Origin of the sequence: Hymenobacter crusticola (assembly GCF_002154225.1) — a bacterium.
Lineage (GTDB): Bacteria > Bacteroidota > Bacteroidia > Cytophagales > Hymenobacteraceae > Hymenobacter > Hymenobacter crusticola.
In genome coordinates this window covers 187,283-201,399 of record NZ_MTSE01000004.1, presented here as the reverse complement: position 1 = coordinate 201,399, position 14,117 = coordinate 187,283, and the positions used below count along the sequence as shown (strand labels likewise).

At 58.3% G+C, this 14,117-nt stretch carries 12 protein-coding genes; 5 read left to right on the top strand and 7 right to left on the bottom strand.

Annotated features, from left to right (window positions below; translation table 11 throughout):
• Positions 1–8 precede the first annotated feature (8 nt).
• Positions 9–1,346 carry a RagB/SusD family nutrient uptake outer membrane protein gene (locus BXP70_RS10100; RefSeq protein ID WP_143436444.1) on the top strand — a complete coding sequence of 446 codons (1,338 nt, stop codon included), beginning with the start codon at positions 9–11 and terminating at the stop codon, positions 1,344–1,346.
• 94 nt (positions 1,347–1,440) lie between these two features.
• Here the strand turns inward: BXP70_RS10100 and BXP70_RS10095 are convergent, their stop codons facing one another.
• The 3 genes from BXP70_RS10095 to BXP70_RS10085 form a co-directional block, all read right to left on the bottom strand.
• Positions 1,441–2,199, bottom strand: a complete 759-nt coding sequence (locus BXP70_RS10095) for a LytR/AlgR family response regulator transcription factor (protein WP_086593946.1) — start codon at positions 2,197–2,199, stop codon at positions 1,441–1,443.
• A complete protein-coding gene (locus tag BXP70_RS10090) occupies positions 2,196–3,308 on the bottom strand; it encodes a sensor histidine kinase (RefSeq protein ID WP_086593945.1) in 1,113 nt (370 codons plus the stop codon). The genes BXP70_RS10095 and BXP70_RS10090 overlap by 4 nt, the downstream gene beginning before the upstream one ends.
• Before the next feature lie 227 nt (positions 3,309–3,535).
• Positions 3,536–6,088, bottom strand: a complete 2,553-nt coding sequence (locus tag BXP70_RS10085) for an outer membrane beta-barrel family protein (protein WP_086593944.1) — start codon at positions 6,086–6,088, stop codon at positions 3,536–3,538.
• A 550-nt stretch (positions 6,089–6,638) separates the two neighbouring features.
• On the opposite strand from BXP70_RS10085, the gene BXP70_RS29905 reads away from it, so the two are divergent.
• The 3 genes from BXP70_RS29905 (at position 6,639) to BXP70_RS10075 (ending at position 8,046) form a co-directional block, all read left to right on the top strand.
• The gene (locus BXP70_RS29905; RefSeq protein ID WP_179197652.1) at positions 6,639–6,791 is read left to right on the top strand and encodes a hypothetical protein; all 153 of its coding nucleotides are present in this window, start codon (positions 6,639–6,641) and stop codon (positions 6,789–6,791) included.
• Between the two features lie 169 nt (positions 6,792–6,960).
• Entirely contained in the window at positions 6,961–7,380 is a 420-nt protein-coding gene (locus BXP70_RS10080) for a hypothetical protein (RefSeq protein WP_086593943.1), read from the top strand.
• Positions 7,381–7,620: 240 nt separating this feature from the next.
• Positions 7,621–8,046, top strand: coding sequence for a hypothetical protein (locus BXP70_RS10075; protein WP_143436443.1), 426 nt, complete (start codon positions 7,621–7,623; stop codon positions 8,044–8,046).
• Between the two features lie 24 nt (positions 8,047–8,070).
• On the opposite strand, the gene BXP70_RS10070 is transcribed toward BXP70_RS10075, so the two are convergent.
• The 3 genes from BXP70_RS10070 to BXP70_RS29900 form a co-directional block, all read right to left on the bottom strand.
• Positions 8,071–8,691: a DNA-3-methyladenine glycosylase I gene (locus tag BXP70_RS10070; RefSeq protein WP_179197651.1), complete on the bottom strand. Its 621-nt coding sequence runs from the start codon at positions 8,689–8,691 to the stop codon at positions 8,071–8,073.
• Between the two features lie 219 nt (positions 8,692–8,910).
• Positions 8,911–10,542 carry an amidase gene (locus tag BXP70_RS10065; RefSeq protein WP_086593940.1) on the bottom strand — a complete coding sequence of 544 codons (1,632 nt, stop codon included), beginning with the start codon at positions 10,540–10,542 and terminating at the stop codon, positions 8,911–8,913.
• Between the two features lie 70 nt (positions 10,543–10,612).
• A complete protein-coding gene (locus BXP70_RS29900) occupies positions 10,613–10,777 on the bottom strand; it encodes a hypothetical protein (protein ID WP_179197650.1) in 165 nt (54 codons plus the stop codon).
• Positions 10,778–10,856: 79 nt separating this feature from the next.
• Here BXP70_RS29900 and BXP70_RS10060 point away from each other — a divergent pair, with 79 nt between their 5' ends.
• Positions 10,857–11,891, top strand: coding sequence for a hypothetical protein (locus BXP70_RS10060; protein WP_086593939.1), 1,035 nt, complete (start codon positions 10,857–10,859; stop codon positions 11,889–11,891).
• Positions 11,892–11,902: 11 nt separating this feature from the next.
• On the opposite strand, the gene BXP70_RS10055 is transcribed toward BXP70_RS10060, so the two are convergent.
• Positions 11,903–14,047, bottom strand: coding sequence for a hypothetical protein (locus tag BXP70_RS10055; RefSeq protein ID WP_086593938.1), 2,145 nt, complete (start codon positions 14,045–14,047; stop codon positions 11,903–11,905).
• Between the last annotated feature and the right edge of the window lie 70 nt (positions 14,048–14,117).

The window sequence follows — 14,117 nt, the reverse complement described above, 5'->3', positions numbered from 1 at the left end:
CTCTTGATATGAATCTGCTACTTACTTGGCCGCGCCGGCTAGCTACGCTGCTGCTGAGCAGTTTGCTGCTAGGCAGTACGGCTTGCAACATAGATTTACCAAACCCGAATGCTGCCACCGACGAGCAAACCCTAACCACTCGGGAAGGCGTGTTGGCTCTAAGTGTTGGCTTGCGTCAACTGTATTCTACATCGGCGCTAGAGCCTATTATTCTCACTACTGGCACCACTAGCCGCGAGTTAAAAGGCATTACCACCTTCTTCAATATCACCGAATTGGAGCAAGGTGGAGCGCAACTCTCTCCGAGCAACGCGAATACCTCGGCCTTGTTTGCTCGCAACTATCGTGTAATCCAGGTTGCCGACCAGCTGATTACAGCGGCTCCAGCGGTACTTGCCGCCGATGCAGCGACTCAGAGCGGCGTCCTTGCGCACTCCTATTTGTTCAAGGCGGCAGCGCTGGCCGGGGTAGCCCTCGGGTTTGAGCAGGGCCCCTTGGCAACTGGCCCTGCTCCTACTTTTGTACCACGTCAGCAGTTGCTGCAAGAGGCTATTCGCCTGCTCGACCTAGCGGCTCAAAGTTTGACCACCACGCCCGCGTCGACTGACTTTAACACGCAGGTGCTGAGTTCTACTTTCGACTTACCCAACACGGTGCAAGCTTACCGGGCGCGCATCAACCTAGTAGCGGGCAACTATGCCGCGGCTCTAGCTGCCGCAAACCTAGTCGACCTGACGAAGACTTCGATCTTCACTTACTCGACGCAAAACCCAAATCCTGTTTACCAATTCACGGCCTTAGCCGGCACCAACTTCCGCCCGCGCGACCGGTTCGGACTACCCACTAGCTTGGTAGAAGCTAACGACGGGCGCCTAGCATTTTACCTCGCTGGCGCTGTGGTATCGGATGCTAACAACGGCAGCACCGACAATATCCGCACGCTGGCAGGCTTCTTCAACAGAATAGACAGCCCTATTCCGGCCTACCTGCCCGACGAAATGCGCCTTATTCGTGCGGAGTGCAACCTTCGCTCTTCTACTCCCAACCTTACCGCAGCCCTCACGGACATCAATGCGGTGCGCACGCAAGCCAGCGGCGACCCTTTTGGGGTGAATGCGAATTTGCCAGCGTATGCCGGTGCGGTGACTGCCAGCGCTTTACTCACAGAAGTGTACAAGCAGCGTTGCGCCGAGCTGTACCTCAGCGGGCAGCGCTTGGAAGACAGCCGCCGGTTCGGCCGACCCACGCCGCCTGCTAACCTCACCGAGCGCACGCGCAATTTCTACCCGTACCCGCAGCAGGAGCGCGTGAACAATACCAATACGCCTCCCGACCCGGCTATTTAATCAAGAGCTAGGTTCTAACAAAGAAGCCCGTGCTGAATACTCAGTACGGGCTTCTTTATTTACAAGTGGGCACGTTACCTAATAGCAAACCTAGCTACCGTCCCAGCCAATCCTTAAAATCCGTCACCCGGTCGCCGCTCACGAATACCTCGTGGCGGGGCGTGGGGCGCAGCTCTAGCCGGAGCTTGCCAGCTGAGTAGGTGTGAATGGAATCGATGGAACCTAGGCTCACGAGGTATTGGCGGCTCACGCGGAAAAACTGCCGCGGGTTGAGCAGTTGGGTGAGCTTATCGAGGCTGTATTCAAGGGGCAGCATGGAGCCCTGCTGCGTGGTCAGGAAAACGACTTTCTCTTCGAGGAAGAAGTAAGCAATATCGGATACTTCCACGCTGCGCAGCTTGGGGCCAATGCTAACCATGAACCGGTCGCGGTAGGCTTGCTCACTGGGCTTCGTTACCAGCTGCAACAGCGCCGACAAATCGGGGGCGGCGAAGTGCTGGCGCAGCGCCTTGTACTTCTCAATGGCGGCCACGAGGTCGTCGTAATTAACGGGCTTGAGCAGGTAGTCGATGCTGTTCACCTTGAAGGCCTGGATCATGTATTCGTCGTAGGCCGTGGTGAAAATGACGGGCGTGCTCACCTGCACTTGCTCGAAAATGCGGAAACCTAGGTCGTCTTCCAGGTGAATGTCGAGGAACAGCAGGTCGGGGGCCGGGTGGGTGCGCAGCCAGTCCACGGCCTTTGCTACGGAGGGCAGCTTGGCCAATACCTCAATGCTAGGGTCGTACTTGAGCAATTGGCCTTCGAGCCGGCGGGCCGTTAGGTTTTCGTCTTCAACGATGAGTACTCTCATAACAAAAGCGGAATGCGGACCACAAAGGTGTCGTCGGTTTCCTCAACCCGCACGGGGCGCGGCGTGAGGAGGCGGTAGCGGTTCAGGATATTTTGCAAGCCTAGCCCCGTCGAGGCCGTCACCGTCGGGCGGCGTTGGAGGCTGTTGCGCACCACCAGCTCCTGCTCCTCGAGGCCGATGCACACGTGCAGCGGGTTCTCGACCGACATCTGGTTGTGTTTCACGGCATTTTCGACGAGCAGCTGCAAGGTCAGCGGCGCCACGCGGTAGTGCTGCCGGTCGGCTTCGGGTATGTCGAGCACCACGTCGAACTTCTCCTCGAAGCGAATTTTGAGCAGAAACGTGTACGACTTGATGAAGTCTAGCTCGGTGCTGAGTGGTACTAGGTCGTTGTCTTTTTGCTCTAGCGTGTAGCGGTACGAGCGGGAAAGCTGGTCGATGAACTTCTCCGATAGCTCCGCGTCCACGTACACCAGCGACGACAAAATGCTAAGGCTGTTGAACAAAAAGTGCGGGTTGACCTGGTTTTTGAGCGCCGCAAACTGTGCTTGCAGGTTTTCGTTTTCCAGCTGCTCGGTGCGCCGGTGGAAGGCACGCACCCGCAGCAAGGCCCGGCTATTGGCAATCAGATAAAACGCCGACAACATCAGCATTAGGAAGAAGCCTTCGTTGGCGCGGCGAAACAACGATATGTGTTCGGGACTGAGCGCTATGCGGGGTGACCGGTGCTCTGCGTGTGGCAAGAACCTGGTGAGCAAGTACATAACACTGCCATAAGCCATCAAAAAAGCAGCCGCTAGCGCCGTGGAAGTAAGCAGGGTAATCAGCTGCGCCGGCAACCGCAGTTCCAGCAAGAAGTCTTCCCCAAACCACCCGAACAACCGGTGCTGAATCCATTCAACTAGGCTGAGCCACACAAAATAAAATAGCACCATGACCACGCTACCGATGAAAAACAGCGGCAGGCCGCGTTGCACGCCAGTCCAGCTCCGGTCCCACTCCGGAAAGTTGACGTAGGTCAGAATGGGATAGTAGATGACGATTAGGCTCAGGGCTAGCTTCCATTTCTGGCGGCTGCTCAGGTGGTAGGTTTCGGTGGGTAAGGGCATTCGGGCGAAAAGAAGAGTAGCATCAGCTGAAAGCTACCCAAGAAAGTACTAGGTTTTCAGCTAATTACGATTTTGCCGACAATATGAGGAACCTCGTGTGCTCCCTCAGAACGTCATTCCGACCCTAGGAGGAATCTTGCGTGCCGGGCTAGCTTCAGTCGGCAGGAATTTACCACCACAACGACTTCAAGCGAGATTCCTCCTAGGGTCGGAATGACGTTCTTCTGCTACTGCCCAGCACCGCCGGGCTGCGTGGTGCTTTGGTTACCACCGCCGCCTTTCAGGTCGTCGTTGTTTACGGACTTCTTACGGCGTGGGGCTTGGTCGACGGTCAGCTTGCCGATGCGGTAGCTGAAGTTGACGCGGAAGCTGAGCATGCGCATTTCGTTCACGCTGTTTTGGGTGATGAGCGGCGACACCACCTCGTTGCGCATCTTGAACCTAGGGGTCAGGAAGTTTTCGGCGCCGAAGCCAATGCTGCCTTTCTTATCCCACAGGTCGCGCTTGATGTTCAGGCTATAGATGCCGAAGCCGCTCTGGTAGCCTTGCAGCTGCACCTGCCGCCCGCGGTAGAAGCCGAAGAATTGCAGGCCCCAGTTTTTGGCGAAGGTATAGTTACCAAACAGACGGGCGCTGACTACCCAACCGCGGTTTTTGGCGTTGTAAAGCGGGTCGCTCACGTTGTTGTTCAACACGGCGTAGTAGAGGTCGGGGCCGCCGTTGAGCGTGAGCTTGTTGTTGAGGTTCACGTTGGCAAAAGCGCTCAGGCCGTACGCCTTTTCCTCCCCGATGTTAGCGTAGGTCGTCTGGATGGTGTCGCCGCCCAGCACGTTGCGCACCGCCTGAATAGAGCCCGTGGTGTTGCGGGCAAAGGCGCTGAAGTTCAGCATGGTGCCCTTCAGGAACGTGCTGTACGACACCTCCACGTTGTTGGTATACTCGGGACGCAGCAGCGGATTACCCTGCGTGACGTTTAGTGGGTTGGAAGCCTGCAAGTTCGGGTTTAGAAACTGCAACGAGGGGCGCTGAATACGGCGGTTATAGGCCACTTTCACCAGGTTGCCGTTCTTGAGTTTGCGCGACAAGTTCACACTCGGCACCAGCACGCCATAAGAGGGCAAACTCACGGTTTCGTTCGTCTGGAAGTCGGCGTCGATGGTGGTGTGTTCGTAGCGCGTGCCGGCCTTCAGGGTGTAGTTCTTCAGGAAGTTGAGCGTGTACGACACGTAAGCGGCGGCCACATTCTGGTTGTAAGTGAATATGTTGGAGAGGTTGCTGCTCACAATTGGCAGGAACTCGCCATTATCGCCCGCAGCCGCTAGATACGCGTACTCGCTGCGCACGCGGCGCATGATGTCCTTGCCCCCTAGCTCCAGCAGTTGGTTTTTCCCGATGGGCGCCTGGTAATCGGCCTGCACCGTGACCTCTTGGTTGTAGCTGTCGTTCTCGTTTTTGAGGCGCTGCGCCGTTTCGCTGCTTGCACCTAGGATGTTGTTGGTGAAGTTATTCGTGGCATTGGTGCGGCTATACAGCGTCAGGAAGCTGAACTCGTGCTGGGGCTTTTCGAACAAGTGGGTGTAGGTGAGGTTCACGTCCAGGTTGTTCGTTTCGTCGGCCACGCGCACGTTGCGCAAGCTGCTTGAGCGCAGCACGTCCTCGGCGTAGGTTTGGGTCAGCAGGCCGGTTTGGTACGAGTTGAAGTTGCGCACCCCCACCTGCGCGCCCAGCGACAACGAATTCTGCTTGTCGATGTCATAATCCCAGCCGAAGTTGTAGCGCCCAAAGGTGTAGCGTGAGCGGGTGTCGGCCTCCTGCGTGGTGCGCAGCTGGCTACCGTCGAGGGGGTTGGTAGTGAGCTGGGTGTTGCTGAAGTGACCAGGCGTGTTGTAGCCGGTGCGGCCGCCGCCACCGAGCGAGAAACCCATCTTGCCCACCTTGTAGCTGGCGTTTAACCCTAGGTCGGAGCCGCGCAGGCCGCCGCTTAGGCGCATATCCAGGGTTTTGCCTTGCAGATTGTCTTTCTTGGTGATGATGTTGATAATGCCACCCGAGCCTTCTGCGTCGTACTTGGCCGAGGGCGAAGTAATGACCTCCACCGACTTGATTTGGTCGGCCGGAATCTGCTTCAGTGCGTCAGCTAGGTTGCTGGCCGCAATGGTGCTGGGCTTGTTGTTAATCAGCACTTTGATATTGCTAGAGCCCCGTAACGACACGTTGCCGTCGAGGTCGACGCTGAGCAGGGGCACGCGCTTGAGCACGTCGGTGGCGTCGCCGCCGCGGGTGGTTTCGTCCTTCTCGGCGTTGTAGACGGTGCGGTCGACTTTCTCCTCAATCAAAGCCCGCTGGCCTTCCACGCGCACCTCCCCGAGCTGCGTAGTAGAGCTAGCCAGCGTGAGCTGACCTAGGTTCACTGACTCGCCTTTCTCCGTGAATACCAAGCCCGTTTTATCCGTCTGCTTGTATCCCAAAAAGCTGACTTGCAGCGTGTAGCTACCCGCGCCGATGCTATTGATGATGAATTTGCCGTTGTCGTCGCACACGGTGCCGTCCACGGCTTTGCCGGTGGCGATATTCAGGAGCGCGACCGTGGCAAACGGCACGGGCTTCTTGGTGGCCGCATCCAGCACGGTCCCCGTGACTTTGCCACTGCCTTTTGGTGCAGCGGGGGCACCCGTGGGCGGGGTGACGCCGGCGGGCGGGGCGCCACCGGGGGCGGCCGTTTGGGCTTCGGTTACGAGTGGAGAACTAGCCAGGGCTAGGTAGAGGAGCGCTTTTTTCATAGAAAGGATCATCCAGCTTATGTCGAGCAGAAGGATGACGGCACGAAACTACCAGCGCGCTACTGGCTCCTAAAATCAATCATGCCGAATGGCGTTTTTCGGGAGCTGAACCCGCAGGATACGGACCCGAGCGGTGAAGCACCTAGCCTCCGAGCAGCCCACCACACCGATTAGGAATGCCGGAACCGTGTAGGGACGCAACCCTTTGCGTCTCGTCGTTGCAGCTGTTGTTTGCCTAGGTTGTTCTCAGTGAGTCTTTCAACGCGGAGACGCAAAGTATTGCGTCTCTACACGGATTTTCTCGGTCAAAATGTCGGTGGTTAAGAGCCGCAACTGACCTAGAAAAAGCGCCGCAAGCCGCAGCCGCTTCAAGGATAAAAAGCGGCTTTCGGTCGAGCGAAGTGGTTATATAGCCGAGTTAGCGTGGAGCGCAGCCAAGCTGCTCTTTAGCTTTGGCCAGGTCAGCAAGGAAGTTCACCCTTACTTCATGGTGGTTCTCGTCCTTTCTACCTGCTTGCCTCTACTTACTAACAACTAAACGGTTTTCGTCATGAAAAACAGCCAGCAGCGCCCCAAAGACGAGGATGAAATGCAGCTTCAGGCCGTACTCTCCGCCGATCAGTACGCCAAATACCAGAGCCAGCAAGCCGCGGGCAAACATAAGTATAATGGCATGTCGGGGCGCCGGCCGCCGCGGCGCTAGCGCAGCATTTGCCTCTGCCGCCAGCAATGATAAAAAGCGGCTTTGATCGGGAAAATCATCCCCTCGGCCGACTTCCCTCCTTTTGCGCCAGCCTTCCCGGTAGCTTGGGGGCATCATCCCTACCGCGAGTGCCTCACCCGGCGGCTATTCATCTTTCCATCTCTATTTTATGAAGCTTTTATTTCTGGGCTTGTGCCTAGCTAGCGTGCTTGGTAAGCCCGCGCACCATGTTGCCTCTAGCCTGCGGCAAGGTCTTGAGCAGGAAACGCCTGGTCGTCGCCCGCCGGGTGGCCCCGGTCCAATGTCGGCCGAGCTACTGAAGGATCTGAACTTATCGGCCGATCAGCAGGAGCGCGTCGATGCTATTTTCAAGAATCAACAGCAGGAAATGGAAGACCTGCGCAGCAGCACCGGCAACGACCACGACCACGACAAAATAATGAGCAGCATGCGCAAGCTGGAAAGTCAGGCCGATGCCCAGTTGAAAGCGACGCTAACCAGCGAGCAGTACGCGAAGTACCAAGCCAAGAAAAAAGACCGCCCGCGGCCGCCCAAAGACGGGCATGCGCCGCCGCGAGACAGCCAGTAAGAACCTAGCCCGAGAAGCTCAGACTGCGGAGCAAGGAAGCCCAGCGGTTTGAACTACCTAGGTTTATTCGCTCGCCAAAACTGCCCCAAGCGTAGGTTCAGCTTTAGCGCTGAAGCTGAACCTAGGTTTGCTAGTAAGCTCAGCAGGAGCTCACCTCTCACCTCGATCTTCGTTACGGCACCCGCATACCTGATGCTTAAACGGGCACACTTTTCTTTCCTCGGTCTTATTGGGTTTCTTATGCTTGCTCAGCAGCTCACGTCTTCCGTTCTCTTGTTTGAGAACTCCCTTGGCCACATAACACAAGAGCCTGACCATCAGCTCATCTGTTTATGTTGGCACCCCGTGCTACGCGACGTGAGCGGCCTCCAGCCGCTGTTGCGCCAACTCTTGCAGGCGCAGCACCTTACCCATTACCCGAAGCTGCTCCTCGATGAGCACGAGGCAGCGCCTTACGCAGAAGCGGCCAAAAGCTGGATGGTGAACGAATGGCTGCCGCGCCTACCTAGCTTAGGTGGCTTCCAATCCGTGGCTTGCGTGGTCGCCACGAATGTATTCGCCCGACTCTCTGCCGTGCCGGTCATTGCCCAAGCGCAGCATCTGCATCTCCCCTACCGTTCTTTCGACACGGAGCCCGAGGCACGGGCTTGGTTGCAGCTGCAATAAAACCCTGATGCACAGACGCGCAACCTAGGTACGCCCCTCAGCTATAGCTAGGTTATGGCAGGTGGCGTGCCAGGGACAGGTGAGCAAGTGGTCGTTCACGATGCCGGCCGTTTGCAGGATGTTGTAGCACGTCATGGGTCCGGTCATCACGAAGCCGCGCCGTTTCAGATCCTTGCTCATGGCCTCACTCTCGGGCGAGGAGAGCGGTACGGGGTTTAGTTCACTCCGCTGGTTGTCAACAGTTTTGCCGCCCACGTACTCATAGAAGAACGGCAGCAGGCCCGTTTCGCCCCCTAGCTCTTGTTCCAACTTCAGCCATGCCTGGGCGTTTTGCACGGTGCCTTCCAGCTTACGCCGATTCCGAATGATGCGCGCGTCCTGCATCAGTTCGGCGATGTCATCTTCCCCAAAGCGCGCTAGTCGCACTGGGTCGAAGCCGGCCAGCAGCTCCCGAAACGCCTCGCGCCGCTTGAGCACCACCGGAAAGTCGAAGCCTAGCTGGAACGTGTGCAACACGAGGTATTCAAACAAGATGCTCGCCTCAGCCACTGGCTCGCCCCATTCATGATCGTGGAAGTCGCGCAGCAGTTCGCTGCGTTCAGCCCAGGGGCAGCGCGGAAGGCTTAGGGAAGTAGGGGCTAGCATTTTGCTTAAATATAAGATGGACTTTCCCGGTCCGACGGTTGAGGCCGTCGGACCGGTTGTCATTAGAACGAGCTTCGTGCTGCCGTTGGAACCCTGACAGGACTTGAAGCCCCGGTCAGGGTTTTGAAAGTACGTGCACCTAACTTTTGCGGACGCCCGCAGCCGACAACCGGTCGGACGCAGGTGCGCCCGACTAGGCACACACGCTGGGCTTCGTTCCTAACCTACGAGCGGGCCCTGAAACTTGGGTGCCACGCGCAGCTTCGAGGCTTGCTCGTAGGCGTAAGCCAACGTGAACAAGCTAGCTTCGCTGTAGGCTGATCCTACAAAAGACAGGCCCACCGGCAGCCCATGCGCTAGGCCCATCGGCACGGTGATGTGCGGGTAGCCCGCCATGGCCGCCGGCGATGAAAAGCCGGGCCCTTTCCATGAGTCGCCATTCACCAGATCAATGCAGGGCGAAGGTCCATTGGTGATGGCCACGATGGCGTCGAGCTTGTCTTTCTGCAACGTCGAATCCAGGGCGTGGCGGGCGCCGTTGCGCGATTTGCTCACCGCTTCCTTGTACTTCGGGCTGGCAAGGCCGTCGAGCTTCTGCGACGATTCCAGCGTTTCCTGCTGAAAGAACGGCATGGCCTTGGCCTTGTTTTGGGTGTTGAAAGCAATAACGTCTTGCAGGGTTTTCACCGGCGCGCCAGCCGTAGCTAGGTACTTGTTCACCCCATCTTTAAACTCGTAGAGCAGCACGTTGTACTCGGCTTCGCCGAGCGAGTCGGTTTGCTTTTCCACGTCAACTTCCACGATGGTTGCGCCTTGCGCTTTCAACAGCGCCACGGCCTGCTGAAACAGAGGCACCGCATCCGACTCGCCTTTCAGGTGGCCTTTTTCTACCCCAATGCGCTTGCCTTTCAAGCCATTAGTATCCAAAAACTTGGTGTAGTCAGGCTGCGCTTTGCCGGTGCTTTCCTGCGTGACAGCATCAGCAGAATCGACGCCGGCGAGGGCGGCGAGCAAAATAGCGGCGTCGCGCACGGTACGCGCCATGGGGCCGGCCGTATCCTGGGTGGCTGAAATCGGGATGATACCCGCGCGGCTCAGCAGCCCAACCGTCGGCTTTACGCCCACAATGCCTGAGCACGACGACGGCGACACCACCGAGCCGTCGGTTTCGGTGCCGATGGCTACCGCACACATGCTCGCCGACACGGCCACGCCTGAGCCCGAGCTAGACCCGCTGGGCGTGCGGTCGGTGATGTAGGCATTCCTAGTTTGGCCGCCGCGGCTGCTCCAGCCGCTGGTGCTGCGCGAGGAGCGGAAGTTGGCCCACTCGCTCAGGTTCGTTTTGCCGAGCAGCACGGCGCCTGCTTCGCGTAACTTCTTTACAATGAAGGCGTCCTGCGCCGCTTTGTGTCCAGCCAGCGCCAAGGAACCCGCCGTGGTCTGCATCTTGTCGCCGCTGTCGATGTTGTCTTTGATGAGCACCGGAATGCCGTGCAAGGGCCCGCGCACCTTGCCGGCTTTGCGCTCCTTGTCGAGGGCATCAGCAATGGATAGGGCGTCAGGATTAACCTCGATGACGGCTCGCAACCTAGGTCCCTTCTGGTCGATGGCCTCTATGCGCTTCAGGTATAGCTCGGTAATGGCGCGGGACGTCAGTTGGCCGCCGCTCATTTTGGTCTGTAAGTCGTTAACGGTGGCCTCGTTGAGCTCAAACGAATCAGCAGCCTCGGGTGGGCCCGCGCCGTCCGGCTGCTTGCCCTGTTCTGGCGCCGAGGTGCACGCACTCAAGGAAAGAGTGGATAGGGCAAGGCCAGTGAGGCCACTAGTGCGCAGAAATATTCTTCGGTCCATGCAGCGTTTTTGTTCGTAAGATAGGCGCTAGGGCCGTGCGCCGCTAACCCGCCATTGGCTTTTTCGACGCTCAACTTCTTTCCGCCAGCCCTAGCTTACTCGACGGCAGCATGACGCTGGTGGTGCGGTTGCCGCTCCAGGTATTACTTTTACCAAGCAGCACGTTGCCGACGCGGACATACCGATTTACGGTGGCCAACGTTATGCTCGTGTTGTACCTAGCTAGTCCCGTCATTTGTCGGAAAAGCGTGGGTGCTATGCTGCCGTCTGCTTGTGCTGCAAGCCCTTCTCCGTCCAGTTATCGCAGTTCCTGAATGCTTATCTCGCGTTTCCTCCGCTCTTCTCTTACCCTGTCGCTCCTCGGCAGCACGCTGCTGGTATTGGCCCCTAGCTGCACCGACGACACCGACGACTTATCATTGAAGAACCAGGAAACCATTACGTTTCCTAACACCGAAACGAAGCAGGCGCTATACCCCGAAGGCGTACAATTCGACGCGCAAAACAATTACTTCGTTGTGAGCTCCGAAAGCTTTGGCACGATTGGGCGCGTGACTGACTACGGCACGTACGAACCATTTATCAATGATACTAGCCTGATATCTAGCGTCGGCCTGAGCATAGACAGAACCCGCCCCCGACTGCTGGTAGCCGTTTCGGACCCCGGCTACAACACCGCCCGCTCCACGCCGCGCACCCTGCGGAAGACGGCTCGGGTGGTTATTTTCAACAGTACTACCGGCGTACGCACCAACTACCTAGCTCTGGACAAGATTTTTCGCCCAGGCCAGCCGCATTTTGCCAACGACATAGCCCTGGACGGCTCGGGCAACGCATACGTCACCGACAGCTATTCGCCAGTCATTTATAGAATAAATACCCAGAGTGCTTTTAGCCTTTTCAAGCAGGATACGCTATTCGCACCGTCCGGCCCAGGAATAATTGGGCTCAACGGCATTGCGTATAATGCTAAAGGCTACGTGGTCACGGTTAAGTCGGACACGGGTGTGCTGTTCAAGATTCCGGTTAACACCAACGGCACAGGCGGCGACGTCACCAAAGTCACTACCGACCAAGACCTGACCGGCGGCGACGGGCTGCTTTTCCAGGGCGACTCCACGCTGCTAGTGGTACTCAACAAGCAAAACAAAGTCGTACGGCTCCATAGCACCGACAACTGGGCCACGGCAACCACCACGGGCACCTTTACTACCCCCGACGCGTACCCCACTACCCTAGCCCGGCGCACGGACCAGGAACCCTACGTGCTGTACTCGCACCTGAATGCTTTGCAGAGCAACCAGCAGCCGCCAGTTGTCAAGTTCACGATTCAAAAAGTACGGTTCTAGCCTAGGCTAGTTTACTCTGCCTCGCTAAACGTTTGCGCCATTTTTTGGGGCACCCCGATGCTGTTGAGCATGCCACTCACCAAGCCTTGGCGCCACAACGAAAACACCGATAAACGCAGGTCGCGGCGGCTCTGAATGTAACCAGGCTTGAGCGTGCCGCGGCGGCGCGGGTTCTCATCGCGAATTACTACTACGTTCACCAATTTCGACTTCACTCTTGAAAGCAGGTTTTTGTGGTCGGCGCCGCCGTCTTTCGCCAGGAAGGTAAGCTGCAAGTCAGCGTATTGCGCCCGCATAATGCCTTCGATGTGGCGCCGGTCGGCCCGCATCTGTACGAACACGTGCTTTATTTGCCCGCTCTTGAACCCTACTAGGCGGCAAGGCTGCGTGATGGAGTTGAGCATGGTGATGGGCGCCGCGCCAAACATTCCTTCCACCCGGTGCCGTCCTTGCGGGTCGAGCAGGGGCAGCCAGAACGTGGCCCGCACGTGGCACTGGTTCTGTATCCACCCCGATACACGCGCCACAACGGGGTGCGTGTTCGTCATGCGGCGCGGGTCGTTGGTGATGTTGGTGATGGTGCCTTGCAAACGGTTCAGACTCATGGAGCCCGCGCGCTCACTTTGTGGCGACAAGTAGGTGAAATACATGTTGCAGTCCGTAACGCGCAACTGGCGTATGTCGACCCGAAAAGGCAGCCTACCGATGGCATCCGGCGTGGCCACCGACTTTTCCGGGTTGAGCGCAAACCGTCCGTCGCCCGCCACCTTGATGCGCGGGTGCCTAGCTTCTACCTGCTGCACCGCCAGCGTTTTCCGATTGGCTAGGGCGGCGTAATTAAACCCGAGCAGGCGCAGGTACGGCAGCCGCACCGTGAGGTGCGGAGACTGGTGGTGTTTCCGCCGGTTCAGGGCGGCCGGGGAAAGAGTTGGCACTAGCGTTACTTCCTCTAGCTGCAACAGGCCAGGCTCGGTGGCTAGGCGCATGCGCTGATACGCCAGCCGGTAGTTAGGCGCGTCCAGCAGCACGGCGCCCGCCCCCGTTTGTCCGGCCCACGCTTGGCCGTAGTAAACGCGGCTGACATCGCGTGCGCCCACGGCGTCAATCCGCAGGTTACGCCCGCTCAGTACTACGTCGTACACTTGCGGACTGCGCCGGTTGCCCGTTATGCGCCCCTGGCCGTGGTTTATCACCGCATGGGCGAGTTGCACCTGGTCGAAGTAAGGCGCTAGCAGCTTATGCAGGGCGGGCGGTGGCACGGCCGGCGGCTTAAACGTGATACGGGGCCGCTCAAACAGCAAGGAGTCGGCGCGGAACTGCCGGCGTTGCAAATCAGCCGTTTGCAGCCCCGTTAGGGCTAGGTGGGGTAGCACGAGCGCCACCTGCATCGCTCCCTTTGCCCCGCCGGTACGTGCCGGTACTACCCGCAACGAATCCAGGGTAAGCCGGTGAGCCTCGGAAGAAAACCGCACGGCGGCGAGGGCCAACCGGTGCGCTTGCACGGCAGCGACCACACCAGCCGCCCGAACTTCTAGGCTTGCCGCGTACCCAATGCGCTGCGTATCAGCTGCCCCAGCAGCACTGAGCAGAATGTCTCGGGCGTGAACGTCGCCGCGGCGTAACAAGGCAAGCGGCTGCCGCCCCGGACCATACCTAGCTTCCAGGCCACGCACTTCCAACGAGCGCACCCGTATGCCAGCTAGCTGAAAAGGCAGCTGCTCATACAAGGGCTTGTTATTTTTTGAGGATGCAGCGCCCGGCAAGGCCAGCACGTGTACGCGAGGGGCATCTAGCAGCAAGCGTTCTACGGGCAATACCCCGTGCCGGAGCAGCGCCCCCACCCCGATGCCCGTAATGAACAGTTCTTTGAGCTCAAGCGTAGCTCGCGGCCATTGCGCCCCGGCTCCTCGAAACCGAGCTGCCGAACCGGGCTCTAAGCGCACGCCGCGCAGGCGTACTGAGCGCCGCCACCAGCTCGTGTGTAGTTCCGCTACGTGCAGTTGATAACGCCCCGCCGAGCGTTCCGTGACTTGTTCTTCCAGCTTTCGGCGCAACCACGGATCGAGCAACAGCGAGGCAGCTGTGAGCAAACCGCCCAGGATGAGCAAGCCAACTAGCAACCACTTCAGCCCGTGGCTACGTGAGCGGACAGTCATTGCGTTTGCGGCAGAGGGAGTGACTGGCAGCGTAGACAAGATGAACTATACTTTGGTAAGAGACAAACTC